The organism is Nocardia stercoris, assembly GCF_003696265.1.
In the GTDB taxonomy this organism is placed as follows: Bacteria; Actinomycetota; Actinomycetes; order Mycobacteriales; family Mycobacteriaceae; genus Nocardia; species Nocardia stercoris.
The window spans coordinates 114,006-129,306 of the sequence record NZ_RFFH01000011.1 but is presented as its reverse complement, the minus strand read 5'-3'; the positions used below and the strand labels follow the sequence as shown (position 1 = coordinate 129,306).

General features: G+C 67.3%; 9 protein-coding genes. 7 read left to right on the top strand and 2 right to left on the bottom strand.

Features of this window, described 5'->3' with window-relative positions; all coding sequences use genetic code 11:
- Window positions 1-924 (bottom strand): helix-turn-helix domain-containing protein, encoded by a 924-nt coding sequence (locus EBN03_RS23165; RefSeq protein WP_233608562.1) that lies wholly within the window; start codon window positions 922-924, stop codon window positions 1-3.
- A 273-nt stretch (window positions 925-1,197) separates the two neighbouring features.
- On the opposite strand from EBN03_RS23165, the gene EBN03_RS23160 reads away from it, so the two are divergent.
- Window positions 1,198-2,454, top strand: a complete 1,257-nt coding sequence (locus EBN03_RS23160) for a GDSL-type esterase/lipase family protein (RefSeq protein ID WP_233608561.1) — start codon at window positions 1,198-1,200, stop codon at window positions 2,452-2,454.
- A 173-nt stretch (window positions 2,455-2,627) separates the two neighbouring features.
- Here EBN03_RS23160 and EBN03_RS23155 read toward each other — a convergent pair whose 3' ends face one another.
- Window positions 2,628-3,797 carry a serine hydrolase domain-containing protein gene (locus EBN03_RS23155; RefSeq protein ID WP_233608560.1) on the bottom strand — a complete coding sequence of 390 codons (1,170 nt, stop codon included), beginning with the start codon at window positions 3,795-3,797 and terminating at the stop codon, window positions 2,628-2,630.
- Between the two features lie 724 nt (window positions 3,798-4,521).
- On the opposite strand from EBN03_RS23155, the gene EBN03_RS23150 reads away from it, so the two are divergent.
- The 6 genes from EBN03_RS23150 to EBN03_RS23125 all read left to right on the top strand — a co-directional run bounded on the left by EBN03_RS23150 (window position 4,522) and on the right by EBN03_RS23125 (window position 15,217).
- Window positions 4,522-6,111: an endoglycoceramidase I gene (locus EBN03_RS23150; RefSeq protein WP_122190199.1), complete on the top strand. Its 1,590-nt coding sequence runs from the start codon at window positions 4,522-4,524 to the stop codon at window positions 6,109-6,111.
- Between the two features lie 124 nt (window positions 6,112-6,235).
- Window positions 6,236-6,832: a TetR-like C-terminal domain-containing protein gene (locus tag EBN03_RS23145; protein ID WP_233608559.1), complete on the top strand. Its 597-nt coding sequence runs from the start codon at window positions 6,236-6,238 to the stop codon at window positions 6,830-6,832.
- 1 nt (window position 6,833) lies between these two features.
- On the top strand, window positions 6,834-7,244 hold the full coding sequence (locus EBN03_RS23140) for a DUF6640 family protein (protein ID WP_122190198.1): 411 nt from the start codon (window positions 6,834-6,836) through the stop codon (window positions 7,242-7,244).
- A gap of 383 nt (window positions 7,245-7,627) precedes the next feature.
- Entirely contained in the window at window positions 7,628-8,605 is a 978-nt protein-coding gene (locus EBN03_RS23135; protein WP_122190197.1) for an alkaline phosphatase family protein, read from the top strand.
- 116 nt (window positions 8,606-8,721) lie between these two features.
- The gene (locus EBN03_RS23130; RefSeq protein WP_122190196.1) at window positions 8,722-11,955 is read left to right on the top strand and encodes a protein kinase domain-containing protein; all 3,234 of its coding nucleotides are present in this window, start codon (window positions 8,722-8,724) and stop codon (window positions 11,953-11,955) included.
- A 46-nt stretch (window positions 11,956-12,001) separates the two neighbouring features.
- Window positions 12,002-15,217, top strand: a complete 3,216-nt coding sequence (locus tag EBN03_RS23125; protein ID WP_325052092.1) for a protein kinase domain-containing protein — start codon at window positions 12,002-12,004, stop codon at window positions 15,215-15,217.
- The last annotated feature ends 84 nt before the right edge of the window (window positions 15,218-15,301 follow it).

Genomic DNA, 15,301 nt, shown 5'->3' with positions numbered 1-15,301 from the left:
TCATCCTCTCTGGTGTAGCCATTCGATGGGATCGCCGTCTCCGATTTCGGTTCCGGCGATGGATAACTCGGTTCGCAGCCAATGTCGTACGAGATACCTGCGGTGGGTGGAGTAGCTGAGGACGTGGGCGATCACGCTGCCGATGACGAAGCTCTGCGGCGGCTCGCACAGCGCATCGATCAGAGTGTCGTCCCACCCGCCACGCCGGGTGAGATCGCGGATAGTGTCCAGCCACCGAACCGCTACGCGCTCATGGCGTTTCACCAATTCCGGGAGAGCGTCGCCGGCGGCCGTCGGGATGTCCTCGCCGTCGATCGCGGCCAGCCACACCTCCTTCGACTCGATGAGATGGGCGAGCACGGTCGCAATGGATTCCTCCGGGCCCCGGAAGGATTCCACCAGCAGGCCCGGAAATCGCACGCACCGGTACTGCGATTCGTCGAGTTGTGCTGCCACACTGAGAAGTTCGCGGGTGTCGTCGATATCGTGACGGATCAGCAGGGTCGTGGGATCCGCCACGACCTGTTCGTTCGGCGCATTCGTCACCCACAGCGACATGGGCGGGTGAAAGTGGATGCCGTTGCTCGTGGGCAACCATCGTCGTCGCTCGTCCGCGGGAGTCAGGCTCGGCGGATGCCCGAAGGCGGCGCTGAACGCGCGGCTGAAACCTTCCACCGAGTCGTATCCGGCCCCGAACGCGACGTCGGTCACCGACTTACCCGTCGACAGCTCCCACACCGCCCGCTCCAGCAGCACCCGCCGTTTCAACGCCACCGGCGGCTCGCCGGTGGCGCGCGAGAACTGCCGGGTGAAATGGAACGGCGAAACGAATGCATCAGCCGCCATCGCACCGAGCGTGGCGTTGTTCTCGTCCAGCGCCGCGTCGAGCAGTTCGCGTAGTCGATCTCGTCCGGTCTTGGCCACACGACGAGTCTGCCAATGTGGCCACCGAATCGCTTGACCGATCTTGCTCAGCCTCAGACTCCACCTCAGGTTGCCAGGTTCAGGGCCGAGTCCGCTACTCCGGCAGCGCGACGAAGCCCGATCCTGGCCCGTAGCTTCGGGCGTGTGACTCCGGATCTCGTACTGCCTACCGGGCGGTAACGAATCTCACCGGCGGCCGGTGCGGTATCACTAATGGCTTGCGATAGCGTGTCTCCGCCGCTCAGGGGCGTGCGGGGGCTCCAATGTTGAGGCGTGACCTCACGTTCGATACCCAGGCTGGTGGCCGCGATCCTGCTCGGGACCTGCACTGCCGCAATCGGACTGCCCACGCCGATCGCGGTCGCCGGGTGTTCGGCCGCGCATTGGGTCAGCAGCTGGTATGCCGCGCCGGCGGACGCTTTCAGTGTCGGCGACGAGTTCGGGGCGCCCACCCTGGCGGTTGGTGATCAGTCGTATCGGATGGTCGTCACCCCGCATCGTGGGGGCGCGCAGACTCGCGTCCAGCTGAGTAACCGGTACCGGGCGGTGCCGCTGACGATCGACCGTGCGACCGTGGCGATCCAGGCCGATGGTGCTGCGGTACAGCCGGATTCGGTGCGGTCGCTCACCTTCGGTGGGGACGTGGGGGTGACGATCGCGCCCAGGGCCGAGGTGGTGAGCGACCCGGTCGGTCTGGCGGTGACCGCCTGGCAACCGGTGGCCATCGGCTTCCATACCGTCGGGGTGGCCACGCTGCTCACCCAGCATCAGGTGGGCGACGCCACCAGCTACTACACCCTGCCCGGGTCGGGCGATCACACCGCCGACATCGGTGGTGTGGCCTTCTCGCGACGGACGACGGCGGTACTCGTCGCGTCGGGACTCGATGTCCTCGCGCCGGGCGACGTCTCGGCTGTCGTCGCACTGGGCGACTCGATCACCGACGGCTTCGAAACCGCCGGTTTGCCAGGCTCTTTCGATCTGGTCGGCACCGACTCCCGCTATCCCGACTTCCTGCAACGCAGGCTGGAAGCGGCCGGGCTTCCGATGTCCGTGGTCAACGCCGGTATCAGTGGAAACCGGGTGATCGCGCCCGGGTCCAGCGCCAGCGCGCTGGACCGGCTGGACTCCGATGTCATCGACCGGGCGGGGGTGACCGACGTGATCGTCGTCGAGGGCATCAACGACGTGAAGGAGTTTCCGGTCGCCGCCGCAGATGAGGTCATCGCCGGTTACGAGGAACTGATCGGTCGGCTGCACGCCGCCGGACTGCGTGTGCATCTGGGCACGCTGTCGGGCGGGATACTGCCTTTCGCGGAGCCCGCCCGACAACGGGTAGATGCCTGGATCCGCACCCAGCTGCTCAGCGACTCGGTCGTCGATTTCGATGCGGCACTGCGGGATTCGGCGAACCCGGCGGTACTGGCGGCGCAGTATGCGAGCGCCGACCGGTTGCATCCGAGTTCTGTGGGCTACCAGCGGATGGCGGACACGATCGACTTGGCAACTCTCACGGCGAATCACTGTTGAGGCCGTGATCGTGGTTTGGCCGGGCGGTACCCTGCTGCTCGCAGAAGTCCGCCCGGCGGCGCCATCAGTTTCCGATCTTCGCGGCCAGCGCCTGCGCCACGGCAGCGTCGGCCGCGTGGGTCGGGTGCAGCACGTAGGACAGGCCCGCCGTTCGGGGGGTTCAGTGGACCCCGTCAGCGGATGCCTGGGGTGCGGGGATCGTCTCCCTGGCAGGTGTAGAGGATGCAGCCGGGCGGTTGGTCGGTGAAGGGGGCCGCCAGGGTCTCGCCGCGGCAGGCCAGGGGAGTGCAGCTGGGGTACGCGTCGGGGCCGATCCCGAGGGCGCCTGCGAGCAGGGGGAAGTTGAAGTTGTTCGCGATGCCCCGGAAGGGGCCGAGGGGATCGGGGTCGACGTACGGGCCCGGGTCGGGGATCGGTGGTTCGTCGAAGGCGGCGTAGAGGCGCCGCCAGAATTCCCACGGGACCATTTCGTTCGTCGTGGGGCCGTTGCCGCCGGTCCACACCACCGTCATGTCCAGGCTGGGGACGACGAAGATGTTCTGCATGTCGAAGCCGGCGAGGGTGTAGCTGTCGGCTGGGAGGAAGGTGGGTAGTTCGGCGCAGCCGGGGCCCACCCAGAACAGGAAGCCGTAGCAGGGGTTCGTCGGCGACGACGAATGCGCTTGGTGCAGATAATCACTGGAGATGACGCGCTGGTCGCCCCAGAGTCCGTCGTCGGTGATGAGCAGCCCGAGTTTGGCGAAGTCGACCGGTGGGATCAGTAGATTCCCGAAGCCGTAGGTGTGGCCGGAACGGTCGTGTGCCCAGTAGTAGTCGGAGCGTTCGATACCCAGCGGATCGAACAACTCGCGTTGCGCGAACTGCTGAAACGGTTCGCCGACAGCGGCTTCCACGACCGCCGAGAGCAGATCGACGGCACGTCCGCTGTAGGCGAATGTGGAGCCGGGCGGCGTGACGATCGGGATCCCCATGGCCTGGGCGCCCACATCGGGGTCGATCGGCCCGAACGACGTCAGCAGTTCCATGGTCGTCGAGGTAGCCAGTCCGGACGTCTGGGTGAGGAGGTCGCGCACGGTGATGGCGCGATGTGCGGCGTCACCGAAATCCGGTGGCAGGTAGGTGCCGATCGGTGCGTCGAGTTCCAGTTTCCCTTGGTCGTAGGCGATCCCGGCCACCAGCGAAACCACGCCCTTGGTGCCGCTCCAGAGATTCCATGGGACACCGTCGGACCGGTCGTTGGTCGGTCCCCGGCCGATCAGGCAGCCGCGCCGGAAGATCTGGATGTTCGTCCGGCCGACGCTGACCGCGTAGGCCATCGCGTCAGCCAGCCGAGCGGAATCCAAGCCTTCCTGTTCGGCTGTCGCGGTCTGGAAGGTACGCCCGGAACTGACGCCACACGTCGGGCTGTCCGGGGAAAGATCGTGTGCCGCAGCGGCAGCCGAACCGCTCGAGACGAGCAGCGAAGCGGCGAATGCGAGGGTGACGGCACCCGCTGTGCAGCGAACGCGTGCTCGATGAGTGATGACGGTGTGTCCTTTGCCAGACGACGCGATCGGCCGACGTATCCGCCGCTTCAACCGAGACGCCGGGCCTGTGCCCGCCACATCGTGTCGGGTCGCAGGTCCGGCGACCGGATTACCTGATAAACCCTGGCTCGGAATCATCCGAGGTGTGCTCGCACCAGAAGATCGTAGCCAGGAAGTGAATCCACCTCGTTCCAGGAGGATTCGGTTCCTCTTGCGCCGCATAATGGGGATACGTTGCAAGAGGAACCATTCGGTGAGCGCGCACTCTCCGCCGTAGACGTTATCGGTCGAAATCGCAGAAGGGAAACCGCTGTTCGTGGATTACCGACAACAAAATGTTGTCGTGTGAGCTCCAGAGCGAACGAGCGGCGTGGGAGGGGGCCTGCGGCACGAACGGAGGGATTCACAATCGTGGTTTGTCTGTCGACAACGACCGATGATTTCACATCACTGATCCGGGGCCCTACCGTTTTTCGATATGCCCGGACCGATGCGGGCACGGAATTCGGTGGGATCCGGAATTGCTAGCACAGAGGCAGGAATGAAACGGATTTCTCGGTGGATCGGCGCGCTCCCCGCGGTGATCGGATGCGTGCTCGCGATATCGGCGCCGCCGGCTACCGCCGCACCGGACGACCTCGGGGCCTTGCATGTGGCCGGTTCGCAGTTCGTCGATCGGTACGGGCGCGTCGTGCTGTTGCACGGCGTGAACAATGTCGACAAGAACCCGCCCTACCTGCAGGCCGGTGACGGAGTCACGGTCACGGCGCAGGACGCCGAGCTGCTGGCCCGGCACGGTTTCGATTCCGTCCGGCTCGGCGTCACGTTCGAGGCGCTGATGCCGACGCCGGGCGTGGTCGACACCGCCTATCTCGATCGCGTGGCCGCGATCGTGGACATGTTGGCGCAGTACGGGATCCACACCGTTCTGGACAACCATCAGGACGGCCTGTCGCCGATCTGGGGTGGCGACGGATTCCCGGCGTGGTCGCTGACCTCGCGGCCCGGTCCGGGGGAGCAGAACCCAGGCTTCCCGATGTACTACCTGATGCCGAGCAACCTGGCCGGCTGGGACGAGGTGTGGAACAACAGCCACGGCGTCCTGGATCAGCTCGGCATCGCGCTCGGTGCCCTGGCGGACCGGGTGCGCGGGCACGCGGGCGCCCTCGGTATCGAGCTGCTGAACGAGCCGTGGCCCGGTTCGGCGTTCCTGAGCTGCTACCCGAACGGCTGCCCGGACTTCGACGCGAAGTATCAAGCGGACATGCAGAAGCTGACCGACGCGGTCCGCGCCCGCAACGCCGAGCTGACGGTGCTGTGGGAACCGAACGTCACCTGGAACGAGACGATGCCGACGGATCTGGGCACGAATCCGTCGATCACGTCACCCGGAATCGCGTTCGCCCCACACGATTACTGCATTCCCAGCCAGCTCGCGATCTACGACGGCCTGCCCGCGGCACTGAGCGGACTATGCTCGCTGCAGCAGGGAAAGACCTGGGCGAACATCGATGCCTTCACCAAGCGCGTCGGGATCCCCACGCTGGTCACCGAATTCGGTGACGGTGACGACTCGGTGTTGCCGAACACGTTGACCCACGCCGACGATCGGTTCGTCGGTTGGCAATATTGGCAGTACACAACGGTTTTCGGTTCGGGACCGCGAGTCGACCCGTTTCTCGGCCCGCTCGGCCGGCAAGTGGTCCGGACCTATCCGCAGGCCACCTCGGGCACCCCCGGCCGGATGGTGTTCGACCCGGCCACCGGCGATTTCGCGTACCGCTACACCCCACACGCGACCGGGAAGCCGACGGAAATCTACGTCTCGGATGTGCACTATCCCAACGGATATCGGGTGCGGGTCGACGGCGGCACGGTGACCTCTCCGGCGGGGGCGCGGACGGTGACCGTCGAGGCGACCGGATCGGGGCCGGTCACGGTGTACATCAATCGTCCCGGTTCGGCGGGCGCGACGCTTCCCGCCGGTGTGTTCGATCCCGGCTCGGCGACCGCGGTGACGGGTTCCGCGGGTGTCGGCACCGGTTCGGCGGGCTCGTCGGCGGGGCTGGGTACCGGGTCGGTGGGTTCGGCGGCGGATTCGGCTGCGGGCAGTTCGAACTCGGCGGGCTGAGTATTCCGGTGCGGCTCGGGCGGCGCACCGCGGGCTGACGGTTGCGGGATCGGTACTTTCCGGATCGGCCAAACTTCGATACAGTTTGTATCGAAGTTTCGAAACAGACTGTCTCTCAAGGGATATGATGCGGCCACCGGATCCACGTACCGTACGCAGCCGTGACGCCGCGCTCGCCGCGGCGCGGGAACTGTTGATCGAGCACGGGCTGGCCGGGCTGACGCACGGGGCGGTCGCAGCGCGCAGCGGGATCAGCCGAGCGACGCTGTACCGGCTCTGGCCGGAGTCGCCCGATCTGGTTCGCGACAGCATCACCCTGCATATCTCGCTGTCCCGCACGCGGCAGACCGGTGATCTACGTGCCGATCTGTCGGCCGCGCTGGCGGTCACCCGCGCGATGCTGCACGAACCGGCCAGCGAGCAGGCGATGCGCGTAATGATCGAAAGAGCTTCTGTCGACCCCGCATTCGCGGAAGTCAAGGAGGCGTTGTACCGCTCGGGTACCTGGACGGTCCGCGCTATCCTGGCCGACGCCGTGGCACGGGCAGAACTGCCGGCCGACCTCGATATCGACTGTGCTGTCGACCAGTTGCACGGTCCGCTCTTCTTCCGTCGGCTGGTCGCCAACCGGAGCTTCGGCCCCGACTACGTGCGTGCGATCGTCGACGACTTCCTGCGCTGCCATCTCACGAAACCCGCACCTCAGCAAGGAAACCGGTGAAATGACGACTCTTGCCGTCGCACGCGTCCTCACGATCTTCGTCGCACTCGTCACCATGTTCGGTGCGTTGCTGGCCGATTTCGTCATCCCGGCGACCGCGATCCAGCACATGCGCAACGACGCGTGGCCGCCGCACGCCAAATTCCATGACGCGCAATACATCGTCATGTCGATCCTGCTGGGTGCGGTCGCGCTGACACTGTTGGTCACCCCGTGCCCGATGTGGGTGGCCTGCGCGATCCTGGCCACACCATGGCTGGGCCTGCTCGGCGCACTGCTCTTCCCGCGCACCGCCGTGCACGACCCCGAATTCGACAATCCGACGATCCTCGGTATGCACCCCCAGGTGCTGCTGGGGGTGATCATGCTGGCAGTGTTGCTCGCCGCCGTCTTGCTCGTGGTTCGCACCTGACCGCGAGGGGCGTGGTCGGACTCGTTGTCGGCCGCAGTTCGTCTCCCGCGCCAGGCGGAGGTTCTCGGGGGTCGTCGTCACCGCTGTCGAGGCCGTCGGCGGCCACACTGTGAAGGCTGCGCGTGACTTTCGGGAAATCTGACAACTTTTCCTTGTCGGTGCACCACGGAAATCGATTTCTCGGCGCGCTCGTCCCTGTTTACTGTATCCGTGTGTGAGAAACGTCCTCGCACTGCTGCATTCGGGCTTCAAGGCCTGATGCCACCACGGTATGGGCCCGAACTGGACTGTCGGGCCCATTACTTTCGTCGTTCACATCCTTGCGGCTCGGATATCCGATCCGCTCGATTGCGACTTCCTTCGAAATACGGTTGAGGATTGAAATGAGTATGGTCAGCTTCTCGCGTTCCGGTGTGGCGGGGGCCGCCGCCGCGGCGCTCACCGCCGGGACACTGATCGGTCTCGGAGCAGCGCAGAACGCCGCCGCCACTACGCCGCCGGCCTACGACCACGTCGTGGTCGTCATGTTCGAGAACCACAGCTACTCCGATGTCATCGGCAACTCGTCCGCGCCGTACCTGAACAGCCTGGCCACCGGTGGGGCGAACTTCACGCAATCGTTCGGGAACGAGCACCCGAGCCAGCCGAACTACCTCGACATCTTCTCCGGATCGGATCAGGGTGTCACCAACGACAACTGCCCACAGAACTTCACCGGCGTGGCCAACCTCGGCGCCGACCTCATCGACGCAGGCAAGACGTTCACCGGCTACTCCGAGTCGATGCCCTCGGACGGGTACACCGGCTGCACCAGCGGCAACTACTACCGCAAGCACAACCCCTGGGTGGACTTCGACAACGTGCCCGCCACCTCGAACCTGACATTCGCCTCGTTCCCACACGGCCCGACCGCGGACTTCTCGACCCTGCCGACGGTGTCGTTCGTGACCCCCGATATCTGCGACGACATGCACAACTGCAACGTGTCGACCGGTGACACCTGGGCCCGCGACAACCTCGACGCGTACGCCCAATGGGCCAAGTCCCACAACAGCCTGCTGATCGTGACCTTCGACGAGGACGACACCAGCCTCTTCGTCAACAACCACAACCAGATCCCCACCATCTTCTACGGCGCCGGTGTCACCGTCGGTAATTATCCCGAGCACATCGACCACTACTCGGTCCTGCGCACCATCGAGGACATGTACGGCCTGCCCCACGACGGCAACGCCGCCACCGCCACCCCGGTCACCGACGCCTTCGGCTCCGGACCGGCGCCGACCACGACCACCACACCCCCGCCGACCACCACGCAAGGCACCGGCAGCAGCGCTCGCTGTTCGCTCAGCGCCTGCTGAAGCCCGGCTCATCTTGCGGATTGCTGAACCTTAGCGACGGTCGGAGGTAGCCTGACAGGCGTCGGAAGGTGAACCCATCGTGACCGGGGCACGTGCCGTGTGAACGGTGGTAGCTGATGGTGAAGAACGATCTACACGAAAACCGGCCGGATGTGAGCCCGCTGGTCGCGGCGGATTTGCGCGCGGCCGGGTTCGACGATGCCGAACAGATCGGCCGCGGCGGCTTCGGCGCGGTATATCGATGCCGCCAGGTGGGGCTGGACCGGACGGTCGCGGTGAAGGTACTCACCGGGGAAACGGACGAGGAGAGCCGGGCGCGGTTCGTGCGCGAGCAGCGGGCCATGGGGAGGCTGACCGGGCACCCGAACATCGCCACCGTGTTGGAGGTCGGCGTCACCAGCAGCGGTCGGCCCTATCTGGTCATGCCGTACTACCCGCTGGATTCCTTGGCTGCGCGGGTCATGCTGCACGGCCCGCTGCCGGTGGACGAGGCACTGCGGATCGGCGCCGGAATCGCCCGGGCCCTCGAGTCCGCGCATCGGCTGGGCATCCTGCACCGCGACGTGAAACCGGGCAACATTCTGCTCACCGAGGCCGGTGAACCGGCGCTCGCCGACTTCGGCATCGCCCACATCAAGGGCGGATTCGAGACCGCTACCGGCATTGTGACCGCGTCGCCGGCCTTCACCGCGCCGGAAGTGCTCGACGGCCGCTCTCCGACCCCCGCCGCGGACGTCTACGGGCTCGGCGCGACCCTGTTCTGTGCGCTGACCGGCCACGCCGCCTTCGAGCGGCACAGCGGTGAGCAGGTCGTCGCCCAGTTCGTGCGGATCAGCACACAGCCGGTGCCCGACCTGCGGGAGAACGATATCCCCGGCGAGGTGTGCGAAATCGTGGAGTCCGCGATGCACCGTGATCCGGGCAGCCGGCCCACGGCCGCCGAGCTGCGCGCGGCCATCGAGCAGGTGCGGGAACATCGCGCGTCTGCCGTACGTGAGCCCGCACCGCCATCCGATGCGACAGCAGGCGACGCGCCACCGACCCGGGCCGCGGGTCGGTACGGGCCGCCCGCGGAGCTGACCAGTTTCGTGGGCAGGCGCGGCGAGCTGGCCGAGCTGAGAAATCTGCTGGCCGGATCGCGGTTGGTGACGTTGACCGGGATGGGTGGCGTGGGTAAGACCCGGCTCGCCCGGCAAGCCGCGGCCGCCGCCCAGGGGAACTTCCCCGACGGGGTATGGGACATAGATCTGGCCGAAGTCCGTGATCCATCGCTGGTGGCACACGTCGCCGCCGCAGCGATCGGGGTGCCGGTGGATTCGGCGCGGCCGGTCCAGGGGCTGCTGTTGGAATTTCTGCGGTCCAAAGAAGCCCTGCTCGTGGTGGACAATTGCGAGCAGGTCGTGGCCTCGACGGCTGCCTTGGCTGAGACCTTGCTCGCAGGATGTCCCCGATTGCAGATCCTGGCCACCAGCCGCGAACCACTCGATATAGCCGGGGAGACGGTACGGCGGCTGATGCCGCTGGGCGCGCCCGCCGCCGGTAGTGAACAGCCGCTGCGCGAGCTCGCGAAATACGATGCGGTGACGCTGTTCACCGACCGCGCGGCAGCCGCGGTGCCCGGTTTCACGCTGACCGAGGACAACCGGGCCGCGGTGGTGGCGATCTGCACGCGTCTGGACGGGTTGCCGTTGGCGATCGAACTGGCGGCGGCCCGGCTGCGCAGTATGTCCCCGACTCAGATCTTGCAGCGGCTGACCGACCGGTTCACGCTGCTGACCCGGGGGCACCGCACGGCGCCGACTCGGCAGCAGACGCTGCGGTGGTGCATCGATTGGAGTTACCAGCTGTGTACCGCGGCCGAGCAGCGGCTGTGGGCCCGGTTGTCGGTGTTCGCCGGTGGATTCGAGCTCGATGCCGTCGAGGCGGTGTGTGGTGTCGACACCGAAGCGGCGGAACTCGATGACGCGTTGTCCGGGCTGGTGGACAAATCGATCGTGATCCGGGAAGAACTCGACGGCACCGTCCGGTTCCGGATGCTCGAAACGGTGCGCGAGTACGGCCAGGAGAAGCTGTGTGAAGCCGGTACCGACGCGGATCTGCGCCGCCGCCACCGGGATTGGTGCGCCCAGCTGGTGCTCGACGCCGAGCCCGACTGGATCAGCGGCCGCCAACAAGACCTGCTGACCCGCTTCGAGCACGAGCGGGGGAATGTCCGCGCGGCGCTCGAGTTCTGCATGTCGGACCCGGCCGAGCAGTCGGCCCAGGCCGCGATCCACATCAGTGCCGACCTGTTGATGTTCTGGAGTTTCCGTGGCCTGTTCGGTGAGGGCCGGCGCTGGCTCGACCGCGCCCTGGCCCACCCCGGCGCGATGTCGGTCACCGACCGCGTCCGCGCGGTGCACGCCGATGTCTTCCTCGCCGCGATGCAGCGAGACCTGCAATCGGCCGAGGCCTTGCTCGAGCGCGGCCGTGCGCTCGCCGAGCAGGAACCGACACCGATGAATCAGGCGCTGATCGGCTATGCGGAGGCCGATCTGGCCCTCTACCACGATGACCCCGCCCGCGCGGTGTCGTGTGCCGGTCGGGCGGTCGAGGTGCTCAGCTCCGATCGGCGCACCCGGCTGTACCTGGGCGTGTTGTTGTTGCTCGGTGTGGCGCACACTCGGCAAGGCGAGCTCGCCCGGGGCGTGGAGTGCTATCAGCGGATCCTGTCCATCACCGAGCCGTCCGGTGAATCCCTGTTCCGGTCGTGCACGCTGTCCGCGGCCGGGATCGTGGTGTGGTTGCAGGGCGACCGCTCGCGCGGGCAGGAATTGTTGCGCGAGGCATTGCGGGTCAACCGGCGCGTCCGCAGTCAGTTCAGTGCGGCGGTCGGCCTCGAGGCGATGGCCTTGACCGTGTCCGACACCGACAGTCAGCGCTCCGCCGTATTGATGGGCGCCGCCCAACATCTGATGCCGACCTCCGCGGGCATCGCGCTCTTCCGCCCGGAACTGGACCAGTTCCATCGGGCACTCGAGGGAGCGGTACGTAGCACGCTCGGTGATACCCGCTTCCGGACCGCGTGGCGGCGCGGCCAGGCCATGGACATGGATACCGCGGTCGGCTACGCGCTGGAAGAGTCGACCGCGGGCCCGCCCACCGCCGGCGAGACGACGCTGACCGAACGCGAACGCCAGGTCGCGGACCTGGTTGCCCAGGGGCTCACCAACAAGCAGATCTCGGCTCGATTGGTGATCTCCCAGCGCACCGCGGACGCCCATGTGGGACACATTCTCACCAAGCTCGGCTTCACCTCGCGGGCGCAGATCGCGGCGTGGATCGCCGACGAGGCCCGCAAACAGGTCTGATCGCCGGTTGTGGCGGGCGATAGGCTGGGCATCAGGTGACTTCATCATGTCCGGAGCGGAATTCTCACGGCCGATGGGCGACGACCAGGTGGACCCTACCCGCGCTGACTCGAGCATCGCAGTGGCGGAGGATTTGCGTGCCGCCGGCTTCGCGGGCGCCGAAGCGATCGGCCAGGGCAGCTTCGGCACGGTCTATCGCTGCCGGCAGGAGGACCTGGACCGCGTCGTGGCGGTCGAGGTGCTGACCGCGGCGCAGGACGAGGACACCCAGGCCCGGTTCGTGCGGGAACAGCGGGCGATGGCCCGGCTCACCGGGCATCCGGATATCGCGACCGTGCTGCAGGTCGGGGTCACCGTCGGTGGGCGGCCGTTTCTCGTCCTGCCGTACTTCTCCGGAGGTTCGCTGCACGCGCGCATCGAGCACCACGGTCCGGTACCGGTGGAGGTGGTGTTGCGGATCGGGATCCGGATCGCCGGCGCGCTCGCGGGCGCGCACCGGTTGGGCAGCGTGCATCGCGACATCACACCGAAGAACATCCATTTCACCGATTTCGGCGAACCCGCACTGACCGACTTCGGTATCGCCGGGGGATCCGAGCCGGCGACGGGGAGCCCGGCGTTCACCGCCCCCGAGGTGCGCGAGGGCGGCACACCGACCGCCGCCGCCGATATCTACGGGCTGGGTGCCACGTTGTGTTACGCGCTCACCGGGCACGCGCCCGCGGCGCGGCCCAGCGGGGAACAACTGCGCGGCACCGGTATCCCGAGCGAGGTCTCCGCCCTGCTGGAATCGGCGATGCACCCCGACCCCGGGCAGCGGCCCTCGGCGGCCGAGTTCGGCGAGGCCATCCGGCAGGCACAACATCGACTCGGCTACCTGGTTGCCGAATCGGCTCACCGCGACGACCCGGACGGAACCCGCGAGCAGGTACGAAGCCGGCGGGCGGGACCGTCGCGAACCACGAGACCCGGTGGCGGTCTGCCGCCGGAATTGAACAGCTTCGTCGGCAGGCGCAGCGAGGTCGCCGAGCTGAAGCACCTGCTGACCGGGTCGAGGCTGGTGACATTGACCGGGATGGGCGGTGTGGGCAAGACCCGGCTGGCGCTGCGGGCGGCCTCGGCTGCCCGCCGCGACTTCGCCGACGGGATGTGGGCGATCGACCTGGCCGATGTGCGTGATCCGTCGCTGGTGGCCCCGATCGTCGCCGGTCGCCTGGGCATGCGTGATGTGTCGGCCCGGCCGGTCCGCGACACGCTGGTCGAGTTCCTGCGCTCCCGCGAAACGCTGCTCGTCGTGGACAACTGCGAGCAGGTTGCCGAGTCGATGGCGAGCCTGGCCGAGACCTTGTTGTCGGCGTGTGCGGGTTTGCGGATCCTGGTCACCAGCCGCGAGCCGCTGAATATCGGTGGCGAAGCAGTTCGGCGGCTGTTGCCGCTCAGCGTTCCCGCCGCCGGTCGGGAGCCGACGCTGCGCGAGCTGGCCAAGTACGACGCGGTCATGCTGTTCGCCGATCGCGCCGCCGCGGTCGTACCCGGTTTCGAGTTGACCGACGGGAACAAGGCCGCAGTGGTCGCGATCTGCACTCGCCTGGACGGGTTGCCGCTGGCGATCGAGCTCGCCGCGGCCCGGATGCGCAGCATGTCGCCGGACCAGATCCTGCAGCGGCTCACCGACCGGTTCGCGCTGCTCACCCGGGGCCACCGCACCGCGCCGACCCGCCAGCAGACCCTGCGGTGGTGCATCGATTGGAGTTACGAGCTGTGTACTCCGGCCGAGCAGCAGCTGTGGGCCCGACTGTCGGTATTCGCCGGCGGATTCGAACTCGACGCCGTCGAAGCCGTGTGCGGCGCCGACACCGAACCCGCGGACCTGCTCGACGCCTTGTCCGGGCTGGTGGACAAATCGATCGTGATCCGGGAAGAACCCGCGGGCGCGGTCCGGTTCCGGGTGCTCGACACCGTGCGGGAGTACGGGCAGGACAAGCTCCGGACGGCCGGTGCGGGCGAAGACATGCAGCGCAGGCACCGGGACTTCTATCGGCAGCTGGTACTCGACGCCGAAGCCGACTGGATCAGCGACCGGCAACTCGATTGGCTGGACCGGCTCGACCGCGAGCGGAGGAACGTCCGTGCGGCGCTCGAATTCTGCACGTCGGACCCGGCCGAGCAGTCGGCCGAAGCGGCGCTGCGGATCAGTGCCGCCTCCTTCGTGTACTGGAGTTTCCGCGGCCTGTTCGGTGAAGGCCGGCACTGGCTCGACCGCGCCCTGGCCCACCCGCGCGCGGGTTCGGCAACCGACCGGATCCGGGCACTGCACGCCGGTGTCTTCATGGCCGCGCGGCAATGGGACCTCGACACGGCAGCGACCCTGCTCGAGCGGGGCCGGGTGCTCGCCGAGCAGGACCCGACACCCCTGAATCAGGCGCTGATCGCCTACGAGGAGGGCGATCTGGCCCTGTATCGCGACGATCCCGCTCGTGCGGCGGCATGCATCAATCGAGCCATCGAGGTGCTGAGCTCCGACCCGCGGGGATGCCTGCACGTCACGGCGCTGCTGTTGCTCGGTCAGGCGTACACGCAGCAGGGCGACGTGGCGCGGGCGGCGGAATGTCACGAGCGGATCCTGTCCATCACCGCGGCGTGTGGTGAGACGTTGTTCCGGTCGACTGTGCTGGGGATCACCGGGATCGCGGCGTGGCAGCAGGGGGACAGGGCCCGTGCACAGGACCTGCTCCGGGAGTCCCTGGGGCTCAACCAGCGGATGCACAGCCTGCTCGTCGCGGCGCTCGATCTCGAGGTATTGGCGTGGATCGCGGCCGGCACCGACGACCAGCGCGCGGCAGTACTGATGGGCGCGGCGGCGAACATGATGCGGACCGCCCCGGGCGCGGCGATCTACTTCCCACAGATGGTCGAGGCGCACCTCGATTGCGAGCGGGAGGTGCGCCGGACGCTCGGTGGATCGCGGTTCGATGCGGCGTGGCGGCGGGGTCGGGCCATGAGAATCAGCGCCGCCGTCGCCTATGCCCTCGACGAAGAACAGCCGGCCCGCGCCTCCGGCGGCCTGAAGTCACTGACCAGACGAGAACGCGAGGTGGCTCACCTGGTCGCCGAGGGGCTCACCAACAAGCAGATCGCATCGCGGCTGGTGATCTCGCAGCGCACCGCGGACGGCCACGTCGAACACATTCTGACCAAGCTCGGGTTCACCTCGCGTGCCCAGATCGCGGCGTGGATCGTGGACGTGGGCCGGCGCGAGTAGCCCGGTCTGTAGGTAGGGACGGGCGGCAAAAGTAGGTATGTCCCCAGCAGATATACCGTCGCGGACCGGGGACCGACGAAGCGA

Coding starts and splice junctions, on each gene's coding strand:
- EBN03_RS23150 (WP_122190199.1), top strand. CDS start 4,522: ATGAAACGGATTTCTCGGTGGATCGGCGCGCTCCCCGCGGTGATCGGA.
- EBN03_RS23145 (WP_233608559.1), top strand. CDS start 6,236: ATGATGCGGCCACCGGATCCACGTACCGTACGCAGCCGTGACGCCGCG.
- EBN03_RS23140 (WP_122190198.1), top strand. CDS start 6,834: ATGACGACTCTTGCCGTCGCACGCGTCCTCACGATCTTCGTCGCACTC.
- EBN03_RS23135 (WP_122190197.1), top strand. CDS start 7,628: ATGAGTATGGTCAGCTTCTCGCGTTCCGGTGTGGCGGGGGCCGCCGCC.
- EBN03_RS23130 (WP_122190196.1), top strand. CDS start 8,722: ATGGTGAAGAACGATCTACACGAAAACCGGCCGGATGTGAGCCCGCTG.
- EBN03_RS23125 (WP_325052092.1), top strand. CDS start 12,002: ATGTCCGGAGCGGAATTCTCACGGCCGATGGGCGACGACCAGGTGGAC.